This is a genomic window from Amycolatopsis dongchuanensis, from assembly GCF_039542405.1.
Classification (GTDB): Bacteria; Actinomycetota; Actinomycetes; order Mycobacteriales; family Pseudonocardiaceae; genus Amycolatopsis_E; species Amycolatopsis_E sacchari.
On the sequence record NZ_BAABIB010000137.1, the window covers coordinates 99138 to 113983 of the forward strand.

The window sequence follows — 14846 nt, forward strand, 5'->3', positions numbered from 1 at the left end:
AGCGCCCCCGCACCTCAGTGCCCGTGCCCGCCGTGCCCGCCGCCGGGGTGCACGTGGAACCGCGCGACCTCGGGCGGGTGGACGACGAACGGCCGCATCATGCCCTCGTCCTCATGATCCAAAATATGACAGTGGTACATGAACTCGCCGGTCGCGCCCTCGTGCCTGCCGGCGACGGTGATCCACTCACCGGCGGCCACCTGGAACGTGTCCTTCCAGCCCTCCTCGTAGCGCTCGATCGGCCGCCCCGGCGGCGGCACTTCGAGCGGCGCCACCGTGCCGCCCGTCGCCACGTCGAAGCCCGCGACGTTGCCCTGCGCCAGCGGGAACGCCCGCCGGGTCAGCAGCTGGAACTGCGCCATGTGGATGTGCAGCGGGTGGGTCGGACCGCCGAAGTGCAGGAAGTTCCACACCGCCCAGCGACCGTGGTCGATGAAGAACGTCGTGGTGTCGTCGAACAGGGCCGCGACCCGCTCGAACGTCCGCACCTCGCCCGTCGCCGGGTCCTTCACCTGCAGCACCCCTTCGGCGGGCAGGCTGGGCGGCGCTTCGGTCAGCTCCCGCAGTTCCCACATCTGCGGGTGCGCCTCACCCGCGGTGCCCGGCGGCACGAGCGCGACGAACACGTGGTCGTGGTCCTCGGGCACCGTCGTGCCGTGCTGCAGCCGGACGTAGGAGCTCGACAGCCGCTCCGGCAGCCGGAACGGGTCGTGCCGCGCCGAGTCCTCCACCCGGAACTCCATCAGGTCGGGCTCGGTCGGCCCGCCCTGCGCGGAGGCGTCGGTCAGCCGCAGGCGCTGCCCGGCGAACCGGCTGAAGTCGATCAGCACGTCCGCCCGCTCCGCCGGGGCGAGCGTGAGCCCGCCCTCGGGGACCGGCGCCGGAGTGGGCAGCAGCCCGCCGTCCGTGCCGATGATGCGCACCGCGTCGTGCTGCGCGACCCCGGCCTCGTCCACGAGGTTGAGCCGGTAGAACCGTGAGTTCGACGCGTTGAGCACCCGGAACCGGTACCAGCGCGTGTCGACCTCCAGGTGCGGCCAGATGACGCCGTTGACGAGGTTGAACGGCCCGGTGAACGGGATCGGCGCCCCGCTCGGGGCCACGCCGATCTTGAACAGCAGCTGCCCGGTGAGCGCCCCCGTCGCGGGATCGGTGTCGAGGTTGCGGTCGCACAGGACGAGCGGGATCTCGTGCCTGCCGTGCGGCAGGTTGAGCGCGTCCTCCTCGGCGTCCCGGATCAGGTACATCCCGGCGAGGCCGGCGTGCACGTTGAACCGGGTCACGGCCATGGCGTGGTCGTGGTACCACATCGTGGTCGACTGCTGGCCGTTCGGATATTCGGCGAGCTGCGCGTTCCCCCGCAGGACGGCGTTGTGCGCCCAGCCGTCGTTGCCCCCGTTGGTCATGGCGCCGTGCAGGTGCACGACCTGCCACGCCGGCAGGTCGGCGACGCCGTCGATGAGCGAGAACCCGGGCAGCAGCTGCCCGTTCGCGTCCCGGTAGCCGCCAGGGACGGTGCCGGGTGCCTGCGCGATCGGTCCCTGCACGGCGACGAGCGGGATCGTGCCGTCGGCGTCGTTGGTCCAGGCCACCCGCAGGCGCTTGCCGCTGCGGACCTCGATGGTCGGCCCCGGGAACTCCCCCTCGTAGGCCCACACCTCGGTCTCCGGCAGCTGTGAGTGCAGCCGGACCCGCGTGCGGACCGCCTTGATGGTGACCTCCTCCTGCCGCCACCACAGGTGCGGTCCGATGACCGACGGGATGCGGAGCGGGTCGAGGAACTTGGTGAGCCCGAAACCGGGTGCGGTGACGGGTACCGGTTGTGCGATGACCTCCGTCATCGGGTTTCCTCCCTGAATCTTCTTCGCAGGGGAGGGCCACGCAGACGCTCCCCCGCCCCCAGAGCGGCCGTCTCCCGGCGGCCGTACTCAGGCAGAGGCGGGTCGCGGGCGGCCAGATACGCGGGAGGGCCTATTCGTCTCGACCGGCGAAGTCGACGAGGACGAGCGCCTGGTCGTCGTGCCGCTTCGCGCGTGGCCAGCGTTCGCCCGCGGGATCACCGGTTTCGGCTTCGCGCACGGCGTCGAGCACGGCTTGCGGCCCGTGCTGCCGGGCCAGGCGCAGGGCTTCGGGCCAGTCGAACAGGCGGTAGTCGTCGACGCCGACGGACACGCCGTCCGACGCGAGCAGCGCGGCTCGCAGTGCCTCCCGCGGCCAGGTCCGGCACAGCGCTTGCGTGGCCGCGGCCGGATCCGCCTCGGCGACCCAGAACCCCTCGGGCCGGTTGCGGAGGGCGCGGACCTCGGCGGCGGTGCCGAGCCGTCCGGCGGCGCGGAGCAACGCGAGCCGGTCGTCGGCGAGCCGGTCCGCGTCCGGCGTGAAGGCCACGATCGGGCTGTCGGCGAGGACGAGGCCGTCCACGCGTTCGTCGTCCCAGCGCAGCATCGCCACGGTGCTCGACGGGGAGGAGCCGGGCAGCAGCTGGTGCGTCCCGGCCACGGCCGCGATGGCGTCGGAGAGCAGGAGGCGCAGGTCGTCCGCGGGGCGTTCACGCAGCAGGCGGGCCAGTTCTCGGGCGAGCAGCCCCGCGTACCAGCCGCCGGGAGGGAGGTCGGGGCTGGGGGAGGTGGCGCCGTCGAGCAGGACGACCGCGTGGTCCAGCACCACGACGTGGTCCTCGGTGGGGCGTGGCCTGCCGTCGAGACCCACCCCCGCCTGTTCGGCGACCTTGATCCCCGGCATGTCTGTCCACCCTACGCATGTCAACCCAGGTTGACAGAGGCGTGGTGTCAACGTAGGTTGACAGTATGACGGGAGCAACCGAACTGGCCGCCAGGGCCGGGGACCGCGACCCCCGCGTGGGGCTGCGGGCCGTCGCCGCACTGCGCCGGCTGCTGGAGCAGCTCGAAGCGGTGCAGGTGCGCAGCGCCCGCGCGCAGGGCTGGTCCTGGCAGGAGATCGCACACGAACTGGGCGTGAGCCGGCAGGCCGTCCACAAGAAGCACGGAGGCAACTGATGTTCGAGAGGTTCACCCGCGACGCGCGGGAGGTCGTCGTCGAGGCGCAGCGCGAAGCCCAGGAGACGGGCGCCGCGGAGATCACCCCGCTGCACCTGCTGGCCGCGATGCTCCGCACGCCCGAGAACGCCGGGACGCGGTTGCTGACGCGGCTCGGGGTTTCGGTCGACGACGTCGCCGCGGAGGCGGGGCGCGTCCGGCGGCGCGGTGGCATCAGCGAGGCGGACGTCGAGGCGCTCGGCGAGTTCGGCATCGACGTCGACCGGATCGTCGAGCGCATCGAACAGGCCCACGGCCCCGCCGCCCTTTCGGGCAACGGGAAAAGCCGGAAGGGCAAGCACATCCCCTTCGCGGGGGAATCGAAGAAAACCCTCGAGCTGTGCCTCAAGGAGGTCGTCAGGATGGGCGGGAAAACCCTTGGCGGCGAACACATCCTGCTCGCGCTCGCGGTGCAGCGCGGTCCCGCCGCCGACGTGCTCGCGCGGTTCGACGTCGACGCACCCAGGTTGCGACAAGCGCTTTCCTGAATGTTCCGCTGTGCTTTCCCGGTGCGCCAACCAAGATCACCAGACTGAGCCCGATTTTCCGGACTCAGGAGGAACTCCCCCATGGATCAGGCACCCAGATCTGGTGGTCTCGGCCGTCGTCGGCTGTTGCAGGCGACCCTCGCCGCCCCCGTCGCGGTCGCGGCGGGCTCCCTCGTCACCGGCGCTCCGAGCGCGGGGGCGACGCAGGGGCGCAACGCCGGCGGCCGGCGGTTCACGCTCGCCGTCATGCCCGACACGCAGTACCTCTTCGACGAGGGCGGCACGGACCAGGAGCCGGTGCGGGAAAGCCTGCGCTACCTCCTCCGGCAGCGCCAGGAGGACAACATCGCCTTCATGGCGCACCTCGGCGACGTGACCGAACACGGCACCGAAGCCGAGATGGCGCTCGCGGACCGCGTGTTCGCCACGGTCGACGGGAAACTCCCGTGGAGCGTGCTCGGCGGGAACCACGACGTCTCGGGTGACGACCAGCGCGGGGACACGCCGTTCCTCCGCACGTTCGGCCCGCGCCGGTTCGTCCGCTCGCAGACCTTCCGCGGCGCGTCGCCGGACGGGTACAACACCTACCACACCTTCCAGGCCGCCGACCGGACCTGGCTGCTGCTCGCGCTCGACTGGCGCACCTCCGACAAGGGGCTGGCGTGGGCGCGGCAGGTGCTCGACCGCAACCCCGGCGTGCCGACGATCCTCACCACGCACGACTTCGTCGAGCCGGACGGCACGGGCAAGGCTTCCTTGTCCGACAACGGGAAGCACATGTGGGACGGTCTGGTCCGGCGCTACGACCAGATCTTCCTCACGCTCAACGGCCACTACTGGCCCGCGGGCCGCACGACGCTGACGAACGACGCGGGCAACCCGGTCTTCTCGCACATCACCAACTACCAGGACCGCTACTACGGCGGCGCCGGCATGATCCGGTACTACACCTTCGACCTGGCGCGGAACGTCATCGACGTCGAGACGTTCTCCCCGTGGCTGCTGGCGAAACGCGATCCGTCCACTTTGGAGGCCGAGACCGCCGAGCTGAGCGGTGACGTGGACCGGTTCACCGTCGAGATCGACTTCGACGAGCGCTTCCCCGGCAAGCCGCTGCCCGCGTTGCCCGCGAGGGCGGCGCTGGTGCCGGGCACCGTCGCCTACTGGCGGTTCGAGGGCCGGGACGGCACGCCGGTCACCGGTGCCCGCGACCTCAGCGGCCGGGGCAACGACCTCACGATCCAGCGCATCGGGTCGAGCGGCGACGACGTGCTCAAGTACTCCGCCGAGTACCACGAGGCGCAGCCCGCGCACGGCAGCATCCGCTTCGACGGCGCGAAGAACCGCGGCGCGGTGCTGCACACCGGTCCTTCGGCGCAGCTGAACACGATGAAGTTCGAGCAGGGCTACACCATCGAGACGTTCCTCAAGCTGCCGGAGCCGTTCGTCGGCGACCACGCGTGGATGGGCATCCTCAGCTGGGAGGGCCGGGCCGGGGACGCGGGCAAGAACGGCGGTTACTCACCGGACGACGCCCCCTGCAGCCTCAACGTCACCAGCGAGCGCTTCCTGCAGTTCGTCGTGTACCCGGTCAACCAGAACGACGACCCGACGGCCTGGAGCCACGCGCTGCCGACCGGCCGGTGGACGCACGTCGCCATCGTCAACGACGGGCACCACACGACGGTCTACGTGGACGGCTCGAAGATCGCGCGCAACCCGTCGCTGGACTCGCGGGGCATCAGCACCGTGGGCAAGCCGTTCGCGCTCGGCGGCACGCAGGGTGGCGGGCAGTACGGGCAGGGCTTCTACGGCTGGCTCGGTGACACGCGGATCGTTTCGCGGGCGCTGCGGCCGGATCAGTTCCTGCTTTCCCGGTAGCGCCAGGCCACGAGCGGGAGGAACGCCTGCGTGAGCGGGCCGATCGCGACGGCGTACAGCACGGTGCCGACACCGACGCTGCCGCCGAGCAGCCAGCCCGTCACGAGCACGGCGACCTCGATCGCCGTGCGCGCCACCCGCACCGACAACCCGGTCCGCGTGGACAGCCCCGTCATGAGGCCGTCACGCGGACCGGGCCCGAGGCGCGTGCCCACGTAGGCGGCGGTGGCCAGCCCGTTGAGCACGATGCCGCCGACCAGCAGCGGGATCTGCCAGCCGAGCGCGTGCTGTGGCGGCAGCACGGCCCGCACGAGGTCGACCGTCACCGAGATCACCACGACGTTGAGCACGGTGCCGATGCCGGGCCGCTGCCGCAGCGGGAGCCACAGCAGGAGCACGGCGACCGACGCGATCGCGACGACCGTGCCGAAGGTCAGCCCGGTGATGCGCGTGAGCCCGTCGTGCAGCACGTCCCACGGGTCGAGGCCGAGGCCTGCCCTGGTCATCATCGCCATGCTCGCGCCGTAGAGCACGAGGCCGCCCACCAGCTGCGGGAAGCGGCGGAGGGGGCTGACGGTCAGGCGGACCGGACTGAGTTCCAATGAAGCCACACCTCGATCCTGACCCGTGATTGGTCTCTCGTTCCAGAGCCAATGTGGAAGTATTGGTCTGGTGAACACCTACGGCCGGATTTCCGCGCCTCGATTGGCCACCTTGCTGGGCTCCTGGCGGCAGGGCTCGCGGCAGGGCGCCGCCGCCCTCGCGGCCGCCGTCGAACTGCAGGTACTCGACGGGCACCTCCCGGTGGGCACGCAGCTGCCCGCGGAACGGGAGCTCGCGCAGGCGCTGGGCGTGAGCCGGACGCTGATCGGCGCCGCGCTCGACCGGCTGCGTGAGAGCGGCCTGGTCGCGAGCCGTCGCGGCGCGGGCTCCTGGATCACCCCGCCCGGCACGAGCCGCGGGCAGGAGGCGTTCTTCCCGCGCGACGGCGAGGACATCGACCTGGTGTGCGCCGCCCCGCCCGCGGTGCCCGGCATCACGCGGGCGGTCGACGCGGCTCGTGGCGCGCTCGTCGAACAGCTCGGGCACACCGGTTACGGCGAGCGCGGGCTGCTCGTGCTCCGGGAGCGGATCGCCCAGCGCTACACCGAGCGCGGCCTGCCGACGAGCCCCGCGCAGATCATGATCACCAACGGGGCGCACCACGCGTTCGGTCTCACCGTGCGGATGCTGGCGAACCCGGGTGACCGCGTGCTCGTCGACCAGCCGACGTACCCCAACGCGCTGGAGGCGATCCGCGGCGCGCACGCGTTGCCGGTGCCCGTCTCCCTCGACGCCGAGGGCTGGGACTTCGCGGGCATCGAGGCGGCGCTGCGCCAGGCCGCGCCCCGGCTGGCGTACCTCATCGTCGACTTCCACAACCCGACCGGGCTGCTCATGGACGACGAGGGGCGTGAACGGCTCGCGGCGCTGCTCACCAAGGCACGCACCCCGGTCGTCATCGACGAGACGCTCGTGGAACTGGACTTCGGCGACGAACCCGCACCGAAGCCGTTCGACGCCGGAGAGTGGTCGATTCTCGTTGGCAGCGCGTCGAAATCGCACTGGGGCGGGTTGCGCCTCGGCTGGATCCGGGCGTCGGAGGAGGTGCTGAGCCGGCTGTCGTCGTCGCGGTTCGGGCTGGATCTCGGGTCGCCCGTGTTCGAGCAGCTCGTGCTCGCCGAACTCCTCGCGGACCCGGAACCGTTGCGACGCCGCAGGGAAGACGTCCGCCGCCAACGGGACGCGCTCGCGCGGGCCGTGCGCACGCACTGTCCTGAGTGGACGTTCCGGCTGCCGGGTGGCGGGTTCTGGTTGTGGTGCAAGCTGCCCGCGCCGATGAGCACCGGACTGGCGGTCGCCGCGGCGAGCCACGGCGTACAGCTGGCGCCGGGCTCGCGCTTCGCCGCGCACGGCGGTCTCGAACGCCGGCTCCGGCTGCCGTTCTCGCAACCCCCGGAGGTCCTCGACGAGGCGGTGCGCCGCATCAGCCTCGCGGCCGCCGCGGTCCGCGGCAGCGCACGCCCCGTGACATGACAACAGCCGGTGCACCGGAGTGGCTTCTCCAGGGATGGAAGCCGTCCTCCGGCGCACCGGCTGTCGTTGCGCCGCACTGGGCCGCCGGCACAGCCCCTCGACGTGCCGGCGGTGGTGCGGCTAGGCGCGCACCGGGCCGTTGCCCCTGCTCGGCGCGTTGAGCAGGGAGGTCCGGGGCGTGCCTGGTGTTGGTCCCGCCGCCACCGGGGCAGCGTGGCGGCGGGACCGGAGCCCGCAGCGGCCGGGCGCGGTCGGCCGCTCGGGAAGCCTGGTGAAGTGCATGGAAAAGCCCCTCGGTCGGGAAGGACCCGCGAAGTTGATCTTGGTTTGGACGCGGGTCGCCTGCGGAACCGGGCGTGGGGTCAGTCGGGGGAGGTCGTCGGCAGTGCCGCGTCGCGGCTGCCACCGGTGGAGGTGGGCCGAGGCGCGATGCCCGCGGGGGAGAGCTCGGGAGTCACGACCCCGGTGCCCAGGATCGCGAGCGGGTGCTTGGAGCCGCTGCCGCCGTCGTGAGCGGGCGCGACTCCGCAGACCTGACCCGCGGGGCCGCTCGGAACGGGCGCGGGCACGTCCCGGTCCGCGTGCACGGTGTGGTCAGCCACGGGGGCCTGCTCGGTGCGGGGCCCGGGCGCGGGGGCGACCGGGTGTTCGCGGTGCCGGACCTGGTGCTCTTCCGGCGCGGACGCGACGGCAGGCGTGGCCGGCGCCGACACCGTGCGTTCGGGCGCGGGCGCCTCGGCCCGCACGGGCTCCGGCTCCCGCTCGATCCGCGTCTGGACGGCGCTCTCGCCGGTCTCGCGGGTGTTCTCGGTGTCCTGGTGTTTCGGCGTGGTCGTCACCGGCGCCCGCAGCGTCTCGGTGACGGGCTGGACCACCGCGTTCGTCGTCTCGGTCACCGCGGTGGTGAGTCCGCCGACGGTCTGCGTGACCGCCGTGACCGTGGTCTGCAGGGTGCTCGTGACCTGTTCGACCGTGTTCGTCAACGTGTCGAGCGTGCCGCCCAGCAACCCGCCGAGCAGCCCCCGCTGCTGCGCGTGCTCGCTCGTGTCGGGCTCGCCACCCTGCGGCAGCTCGTCGGCGGAGGCGGCGGGCCCGCCCAGCAGCCCGGCGAGGAGCCAGCCCGCCGCGGCGAGCCCCGCGGCCACCAGCACCCTGGCCCACAGCGGGACGGCGCGGGACGTGCGCTTCACGTCACTCACCGCCATCACCACCATCCGGGCCGCCGCCCAATCGGGCGATTCGATCTTGCCGGTCTGCGTTCGACCTGGTCATCCGCCATGTGGAACCGGCACATTTCTAGCACCGCTGGCGAGTGTTTCACCTCTAAAGCGTTCGATCCACCCCAGACGGCCGAAAAGAGCTACCGGCTTGCGTGCATTCAACCAGATTCCGATCACGCTCGGTATCGCATCTTGCCGGTCGGAACCTGCACGTTCTCCCCGTCCGATGACTCGTCCGGGTGCTGACCTGCGGTTTCAGGAGCCATCTCGCATTCCGTCGCGTCGCAACTGCGTGCAGTGGCCGATCGGGAAGACGAGGGGTGCACGGATGGGCCAACCTGATTTCGGACCGTGGCTGACGGCCGCCGCCGGAGGCGACGAGACGGCGTGGCGCCTGCTCGTCCGCGACCTGTCGCCGCCGGTGCTGCGCGTCGCGCGCACGGTCGGCCTCGACGATCCCGACACCGCCGACGTCTGCCAGAACACGTGGCTGGAGCTGGTCCGCTGCCCCGGTCTGCGCGACCCGGCCCGGCTGCCGTCCTGGCTGAGCACGACGGCACGCCGCGAGGCCGTCCGCGTGCTGGCGGCCCGTCGCCGCGAATCCCCGTGCCCGCTGCCGGAACCGCCCGGCCACGCGCCCTCGCCCGAGGTCGTCTTCCTCGCCGCGGAACGGGACCGGGCGCTGTGGCTCGCGGTCGAGCGGCTGCCGTGGCCGCACCGCGAACTCGTCCACCTGCTCGCCTCGCCCTGCCCGCCGACGTACGCCGAGATAGCAGGCAAACTCGGCATCCGCCCTGGCAGCGTGGGTCCCCTGCGCCGCCGCGCGCTCGACCGGCTGCGCCGGCTGCTCGAAGCGCAGGGGTACACGCGGCCCTGAAACCGCCTACCGCAGTTCGTGCAGCCTCTTGATGCCCTCGTCGAGCACCTCGTCCCGCTTGCAGAACGCGAAGCGCAGCAAGTGCTTCCACTGCCCGGGGTGGTCGGTGAAGACGCTGACGGGCACCGCCGCGACGCCGATCCGCTCCGGCAGCTGCCACGCCAGTTCGGCGGCGTCGGTGAAGCCCAGCGGCCGCACGTCGGCGCAGACGAAGTACGTGCCGAAGCTCGGGCGCACCGCGAAACCGGCCTCCGCCAGCCCCGCCGACAGCCGGTCCCGCTTGGCCTCCAGCGACTTCCGCAGCGCGTCGACCCAGTCCAGTTCGTGGTCCAGCGCGTGTGCGACGGCGGGCTGCAGCGGCCCGCCGGAGACGAACGTGATGAACTGCTTGGCCGCCTTGACCGCGCCCACCAGCTCGGGCGTCGCGCAGACCCAGCCGATCTTCCAGCCGGTGCAGTTGAACGTCTTGCCCGCGCTGGAGATCGACACGGTCCGCTCCCGCATGCCGGGGAAGGCCGCCAGCGGGCGGTGTTCCGCGCCGTCGAAGACGAGGTGTTCGTAGACCTCGTCGGTGATCGCGACGAGGTCGTTCTTCACGCACAGCTCGGCGATCGCGGACAGCTCGGCTTCGCTGAACACGGTGCCGGTCGGGTTGTGCGGCGAGTTGACCAGGATCGCGCGCGTCGCGGGCGTGACGGCGGCACGCAGCGCCTGCACGTCGAGCACGAACCGGCCGTCCTCGCCCTCGGCGAGCGGCACGACCTTGCGCGTCGCACCCGCCATCGCGATCGCCGCCGGGTAGGAGTCGTAGTAGGGCTCGATCACGAGCACCTCGTCGCCCGGCTCGGTCAGCGCGAGCACGGCGGCCGTGATGGCCTCGGTGGCGCCTGCCGTGACGAGGATCTCGGTGTCCGGGTCGTGGCTCAGCCCGTACCGCTCGCGGTGGCGGGCGATCGCGGCGCGCAGTTCGGGCCTGCCGGGGCCGGGCGGGTACTGGTTCGCCCCGCCGTACAAGGCGTTCTTCGCCGCGTCGAGCATGCCGGCGGGTCCGTCGGTGTCGGGGAACCCCTGGCCGAGGTTGATCGCGCCGGTGCGGACCGCGAGCGCGGTCATCTCGGCGAAGATCGTCGACGTGAACGGCCGCAGGCGGGGGACGAGAGCTGGTACGCGCATAATTTCCGATCCTCACGGACAATGGGGGTGTGGAGCAAACGACCCTCGCCGATCCGCCCGGTGGCCTCGCCGGTGAGGAGGCCAAACGGCGCGGCCTGCGCAAGATGAAACTCGTCGCGCTGGCGTTCCTGCTCGGCGCGACACTCGTGTTCGCGCTCACCAGCTGGGCGCAGGCGGCGGGCTGGTCCGGCTGGGTCGGTTACGTGCGCGCCGCGGCCGAGGCCGGCATGGTGGGTGCGCTGGCGGACTGGTTCGCGGTCACCGCGTTGTTCCGCAGGCCGCTGCGGCTGCCGATCCCGCACACGGCGATCATCCCCACCAAGAAGGACCAGCTGGGCTCGAGCCTCGGCGACTTCGTGGGCACGAACTTCCTGTCCGAGCAGGTGGTGCGCGACAAGCTGCGCCGCGCGGACATCGCGCGCCGGCTGGGCGAGTGGGTGGCGCAGCGCGAGAACGCCGAGCGCGTGACGTCGGAGCTGGCGACGGTGGTGCGTGGCGCGGTGACGGTGCTGCGGGACGAGGACGTGCAGGCGGTGCTGGAACAGGCCGTCGTGCGGCGCGTCGTGGAGCGGCCGTGGGGGCCGCCGCTGGGCAAGCTGCTCGAACAGGTCTTCGCCGACGGGGCGCACTACAAGCTGGTGGACCTGGTGTGCGACCGCGCCTACGAGTGGGTGCGCGACAACCACAACACGGTGCTGCGCGTGGTGTCCGACCGCGCGCCGAGCTGGTCGCCGAAGTTCGTGGACTCGATGCTCGCGGACAAGGTGTACGGCGAGGTGCTGTCGTTCGCGTGGGCGGTGAAGACGGACGTGAACCACCCGATGCGGCTGGCGCTGGACAAGTTCCTGGGGGAGTTCGCGCAGGACCTGCAGCGGGACCCGGACACGATGGCGCGGGCGGAGCAGGTCAAGCAGCAGCTGCTCGACCCCCCCGACGTGCAGAAGCTGATCGGTTCGGCGTGGACGACGGCGAAGGGCATGCTGCTCAGCGCGGCGGAGGACCCGTCGAGCGAGCTGCGCCGCCGCGTCCGCGACGGTCTGGCGTCACTCGGCGACCGCCTGTGCACGGACGACGGGCTTCGGTCCAAAGTGGACGGCTGGCTGGAGGGTGCGGCGGCCTACGTGGTCACCCACTACTCACGCGAGATCACCACGATCATCACGGACACCGTCGAACGCTGGGACGCGGAGGAGACCTCGCGGAAGATCGAACTCCAGGTCGGGCGGGACCTGCAGTTCATCCGCATCAACGGCACGGTGGTCGGCGCCCTCGCCGGCCTGCTGATCTACAGCATCGCGGAGGCGGTGTTCTAGAGCGCTTCTAGAGCAACACCCAGCCGCCGTCCACGCAGAGCGTCTGCCCGGTCATGAACCCGCTGTCCGGGCTCATCAGGAAGCTCACCGCACCGGCGACGTCCTCGGCGAGCCCCCGGCGTTGCAGGATCTGCTTGGCCAGCACGCGTTCCCGCACCTCGTCCTGGTTCGGGAAGGCCTGCAGCTCCTCCTCGGTCTGGATCGCGCCCGGCATGACGGAGTTGACCCGGATGCCGCGGGAGCCGAGTTCACGCGCGAGTGACCGGGTGAACCCGAGCAAGCCCGCCTTCGTGGTCGTGTAGTGCAGTGACTGCGGCGCGCCGACCTTCGCCTGCACGCTGCTGACGGTGACGATCGAGCCGCCGTCGTGCCCTCGGCCTTCGCCGAAAGCCCGGCGGCAGCACAGGAACGCGCCTTTCAGGTTCACCGACGACACCTTGTCCCACGCGTCCTCGGTGATCTCGTCCCACGGCAGCCGTCCCGTCGCGGCCGCGTTGAGCACGAGCGCGCCGACCGGTCCCAGCTGCTGCTCGCAGTCGGTGAACATCTCGTCAACGGCCTCCGCGTCCGTCACGTCGGCCGCGAAAACCGCCGCGTCACCGCCGTTGTCGCGGATCTCCTCGGCGACCTCCTTGGCCTGCGCCAGCAGTTCGCCGTCGGGGTAGCTGTTGATCGCGACCGCCATGCCGTCCCTGGCCAGCCGCCGCGCACAGGCGGCGCCTATACCGCGGGAACCGCCCGTCACCAGTGCTACACGCATGGGAAACCTCCGGAGAAACGGTGGGGGAGCAGACCTCGGACGGGAAGGTCAACGGCGTACAGGAGCCCGCCGCCGGCGGTGTCCCCCCGGTTCGCCGTCGTGACGCAGAGCGTCGACAGATCGCGGCCGCCGAACGCGCAACTCGTCGGGCACGACGCGGGCACCTGCACGACGGCGGTGGTCTCGCCGGTGACCGGGTCCAGCCGCCACACCTGGCCGGCACCCCAGACGGCGAGCCAGATGTCGCCGTTCTCGTCCACGGTGAGCCCGTCCGGGAGCCCGGTCTCCGGCGGGATCCGGCGCACGAGCCGGGACGCGCCCAGCTCGCCCGCGTCGAGCCTGAATTCCCAGGCAGTGACGGTGCCCGCCGTGCTGTCCACGTGGTAGAGCTCGTCGCCCGCCGGGGACCAGTCGAGCCCGTTGGACATGGACAGGTTCTCCAGGTGGGTGCTGACCTCGCCGTCCAGCCGGTACAGCGCCCCGCGGCGGCTGCCGTCGCGCACGGCGGACCCCGCCCAGGCGCGGCCCCGCGCATCGATGCCGCCGTCGTTCATCGAGACGGGCGGGCTGACGACCTCCGTGAGCTGCTCGACCTGGCCCGAGCGCGGGTCGAGGCGGCCGAAGCCGGTCGTGGTCACGGCGAGCAGGTCGCTGCCGGGGCCGAGTTCGACGGCTGTGGTCCGCGCGGACAGCGCCACCTCGTGGTGCCGCCCGTGGAGGTCCAGCGAGTGGAGCCGCTGTCCGGGGACGTCGAGCCAGCACAGCCCGGCTCCCTCGATCCAGAGCGGGGATTCCCCGAGTTCCGCCACCGCCGACGAAACGGGAGCGGCCTCGAGAACGACTTCGCAGGCGGACGGTCCGGCCAAGGGGTCACCACCGTTTTCCCTGAATGAAATGGCCGTTTCACGCTAGCAGAGTGAAGGAGCGATCCACAGGGGAAGACCGCTGCGCCGCTCGGGTGAATGTGCTCGATAGCGGTGACCTGCGGCGATGCCTAGTTGTCCACAGATCCGGAGTTATCCACAGGTTGATCTGTGGGTAACTCGTTCGAGGGGCTCCGGCGTTCGCGCCACGCCCTGGCCTTCTCCCGGTTCCCGCAGACGCGCATCGAGCACCACGTCCGCGACCGGTTGCGCGACTGGTCGAAGAAGGCCCAGCGGCAGTCGTCGGCCAGGCAGATCTTCACCCGTTCCCAGTCGTCTCGGACAGTGAGCCGGACGGCGGCCGCGAGAACCGCGGCGACGGCGTTCGTGGCCGCCAGCGCGGGCCGTCCTGTCGTCAGCTCGACCGCCAACGGGACGGTGAGCCGGGCCGGCTCGGCATGCGGATCGCCGACCGCTGCCCGGAGGGATTCGCGGACTTCCCGCGCGAACGGCAGGGGATCGGCGCCCAGGCCGCGCTCTTCAGTCCACTGCCGCCATTTCGCCGCGTCCGCCAGCGCGTCGAGCCCTCGCTCGATGTCGACCGTGTTGAGGAAGTCGACGACCAGGGAGGCGTCATCGGAGGCGATCACGTAACCAGTGTAAGCGGATTACCGGTTGCGACCTTTCCGGCATAACCCCCATACTCGGGTCACTGGTTACCCTCGGAAGGAGAAGCGCATGGGTGCTGTACCCACTTTCGGTCTCGTCGCACTGGACTGCCCGGATCCCCGTGAGCTCGCGGAGTTCTACGGCGCGCTGCTCGAATGGTCGGACCTGGACGCCGCGGAGGATGGGCACTGGGTCGAGCTGTCCGGTCCCGGCGGCGTCACGCTGGCGTTCCAGCGGGTCGAGGACTACCGGCCGCCGGAGTGGCCGGGGCAGGACGTCCCCCAGCAGCTCCACCTGGACCTCGACGTCACGGACCTCGCCGCCGGGCAGGAGCGGGCGCTCCGGCTGGGCGCGAAACTGCTCGACGACAGCCATGAGGGCTTCCACGTCTTCGCCGACCCGGTGGGGCACCCCTTCTGCCTCGTCGCAGCTCAGTAGCTATGCACTGGGTGTATAGACGGATGCTATAC

General features: G+C 71.5%; 15 protein-coding genes. 7 read left to right on the plus strand and 8 right to left on the minus strand.

The window, feature by feature from the left end; genetic code table 11:
* Positions 1-14 precede the first annotated feature (14 nt).
* A complete protein-coding gene (locus ABFX51_RS33545; RefSeq protein WP_346056146.1) occupies positions 15-1841 on the minus strand; it encodes a multicopper oxidase family protein in 1827 nt (608 codons plus the stop codon).
* Positions 1842-1971: 130 nt separating this feature from the next.
* Positions 1972-2742: a hypothetical protein gene (locus ABFX51_RS33550; RefSeq protein WP_346056147.1), complete on the minus strand. Its 771-nt coding sequence runs from the start codon at positions 2740-2742 to the stop codon at positions 1972-1974.
* Between the two features lie 65 nt (positions 2743-2807).
* Here ABFX51_RS33550 and ABFX51_RS33555 point away from each other — a divergent pair, with 65 nt between their 5' ends.
* From ABFX51_RS33555 to ABFX51_RS33565, 3 genes are all read left to right on the plus strand, one after another.
* The gene (locus ABFX51_RS33555; RefSeq protein WP_346056148.1) at positions 2808-3017 is read left to right on the plus strand and encodes an HTH domain-containing protein; all 210 of its coding nucleotides are present in this window, start codon (positions 2808-2810) and stop codon (positions 3015-3017) included.
* Positions 3017-3544 (plus strand): Clp protease N-terminal domain-containing protein, encoded by a 528-nt coding sequence (locus ABFX51_RS33560; RefSeq protein ID WP_346056149.1) that lies wholly within the window; start codon positions 3017-3019, stop codon positions 3542-3544. The genes ABFX51_RS33555 and ABFX51_RS33560 overlap by 1 nt, the downstream gene beginning before the upstream one ends.
* A gap of 81 nt (positions 3545-3625) precedes the next feature.
* On the plus strand, positions 3626-5425 hold the full coding sequence (locus ABFX51_RS33565) for a LamG-like jellyroll fold domain-containing protein (RefSeq protein WP_346056150.1): 1800 nt from the start codon (positions 3626-3628) through the stop codon (positions 5423-5425).
* Here the strand turns inward: ABFX51_RS33565 and yczE are convergent.
* Positions 5404-6036 (minus strand): membrane protein YczE, encoded by a 633-nt coding sequence (gene yczE, locus ABFX51_RS33570; RefSeq protein ID WP_091508967.1) that lies wholly within the window; start codon positions 6034-6036, stop codon positions 5404-5406. The genes ABFX51_RS33565 and yczE overlap by 22 nt on opposite strands.
* A gap of 58 nt (positions 6037-6094) precedes the next feature.
* Between yczE and yczR the strand changes: the two genes are divergently transcribed.
* Complete coding sequence (gene yczR / locus ABFX51_RS33575; protein WP_487046925.1) at positions 6095-7501, plus strand: MocR-like transcription factor YczR; 1407 nt, start codon at positions 6095-6097, stop codon at positions 7499-7501.
* A 362-nt stretch (positions 7502-7863) separates the two neighbouring features.
* On the opposite strand, the gene ABFX51_RS33580 is transcribed toward yczR, so the two are convergent.
* Positions 7864-8700 carry a hypothetical protein gene (locus ABFX51_RS33580; protein ID WP_346056151.1) on the minus strand — a complete coding sequence of 279 codons (837 nt, stop codon included), beginning with the start codon at positions 8698-8700 and terminating at the stop codon, positions 7864-7866.
* Positions 8701-9049: 349 nt separating this feature from the next.
* Between ABFX51_RS33580 and ABFX51_RS33585 the strand changes: the two genes are divergently transcribed.
* Complete coding sequence (locus ABFX51_RS33585) at positions 9050-9598, plus strand: RNA polymerase sigma factor (protein ID WP_346056152.1); 549 nt, start codon at positions 9050-9052, stop codon at positions 9596-9598.
* Positions 9599-9604: 6 nt separating this feature from the next.
* Here ABFX51_RS33585 and ABFX51_RS33590 read toward each other — a convergent pair whose 3' ends face one another.
* Entirely contained in the window at positions 9605-10771 is a 1167-nt protein-coding gene (locus ABFX51_RS33590) for a pyridoxal phosphate-dependent aminotransferase (protein WP_346056153.1), read from the minus strand.
* Between the two features lie 29 nt (positions 10772-10800).
* Here ABFX51_RS33590 and ABFX51_RS33595 point away from each other — a divergent pair, with 29 nt between their 5' ends.
* Positions 10801-12084 carry a DUF445 domain-containing protein gene (locus ABFX51_RS33595; protein WP_346056154.1) on the plus strand — a complete coding sequence of 428 codons (1284 nt, stop codon included), beginning with the start codon at positions 10801-10803 and terminating at the stop codon, positions 12082-12084.
* Between the two features lie 7 nt (positions 12085-12091).
* On the opposite strand, the gene ABFX51_RS33600 is transcribed toward ABFX51_RS33595, so the two are convergent.
* From ABFX51_RS33600 to ABFX51_RS33610, 3 genes are all read right to left on the minus strand, one after another.
* Entirely contained in the window at positions 12092-12844 is a 753-nt protein-coding gene (locus ABFX51_RS33600; RefSeq protein WP_346056155.1) for an SDR family NAD(P)-dependent oxidoreductase, read from the minus strand.
* On the minus strand, positions 12835-13710 hold the full coding sequence (locus tag ABFX51_RS33605; RefSeq protein WP_177228754.1) for an SMP-30/gluconolactonase/LRE family protein: 876 nt from the start codon (positions 13708-13710) through the stop codon (positions 12835-12837). The genes ABFX51_RS33600 and ABFX51_RS33605 overlap by 10 nt, the downstream gene beginning before the upstream one ends.
* Positions 13711-13838: 128 nt before the next feature.
* Positions 13839-14354: a CGNR zinc finger domain-containing protein gene (locus tag ABFX51_RS33610; protein WP_091509365.1), complete on the minus strand. Its 516-nt coding sequence runs from the start codon at positions 14352-14354 to the stop codon at positions 13839-13841.
* Between the two features lie 91 nt (positions 14355-14445).
* Here ABFX51_RS33610 and ABFX51_RS33615 point away from each other — a divergent pair, with 91 nt between their 5' ends.
* On the plus strand, positions 14446-14814 hold the full coding sequence (locus ABFX51_RS33615; RefSeq protein WP_091508955.1) for a VOC family protein: 369 nt from the start codon (positions 14446-14448) through the stop codon (positions 14812-14814).
* The last annotated feature ends 32 nt before the right edge of the window (positions 14815-14846 follow it).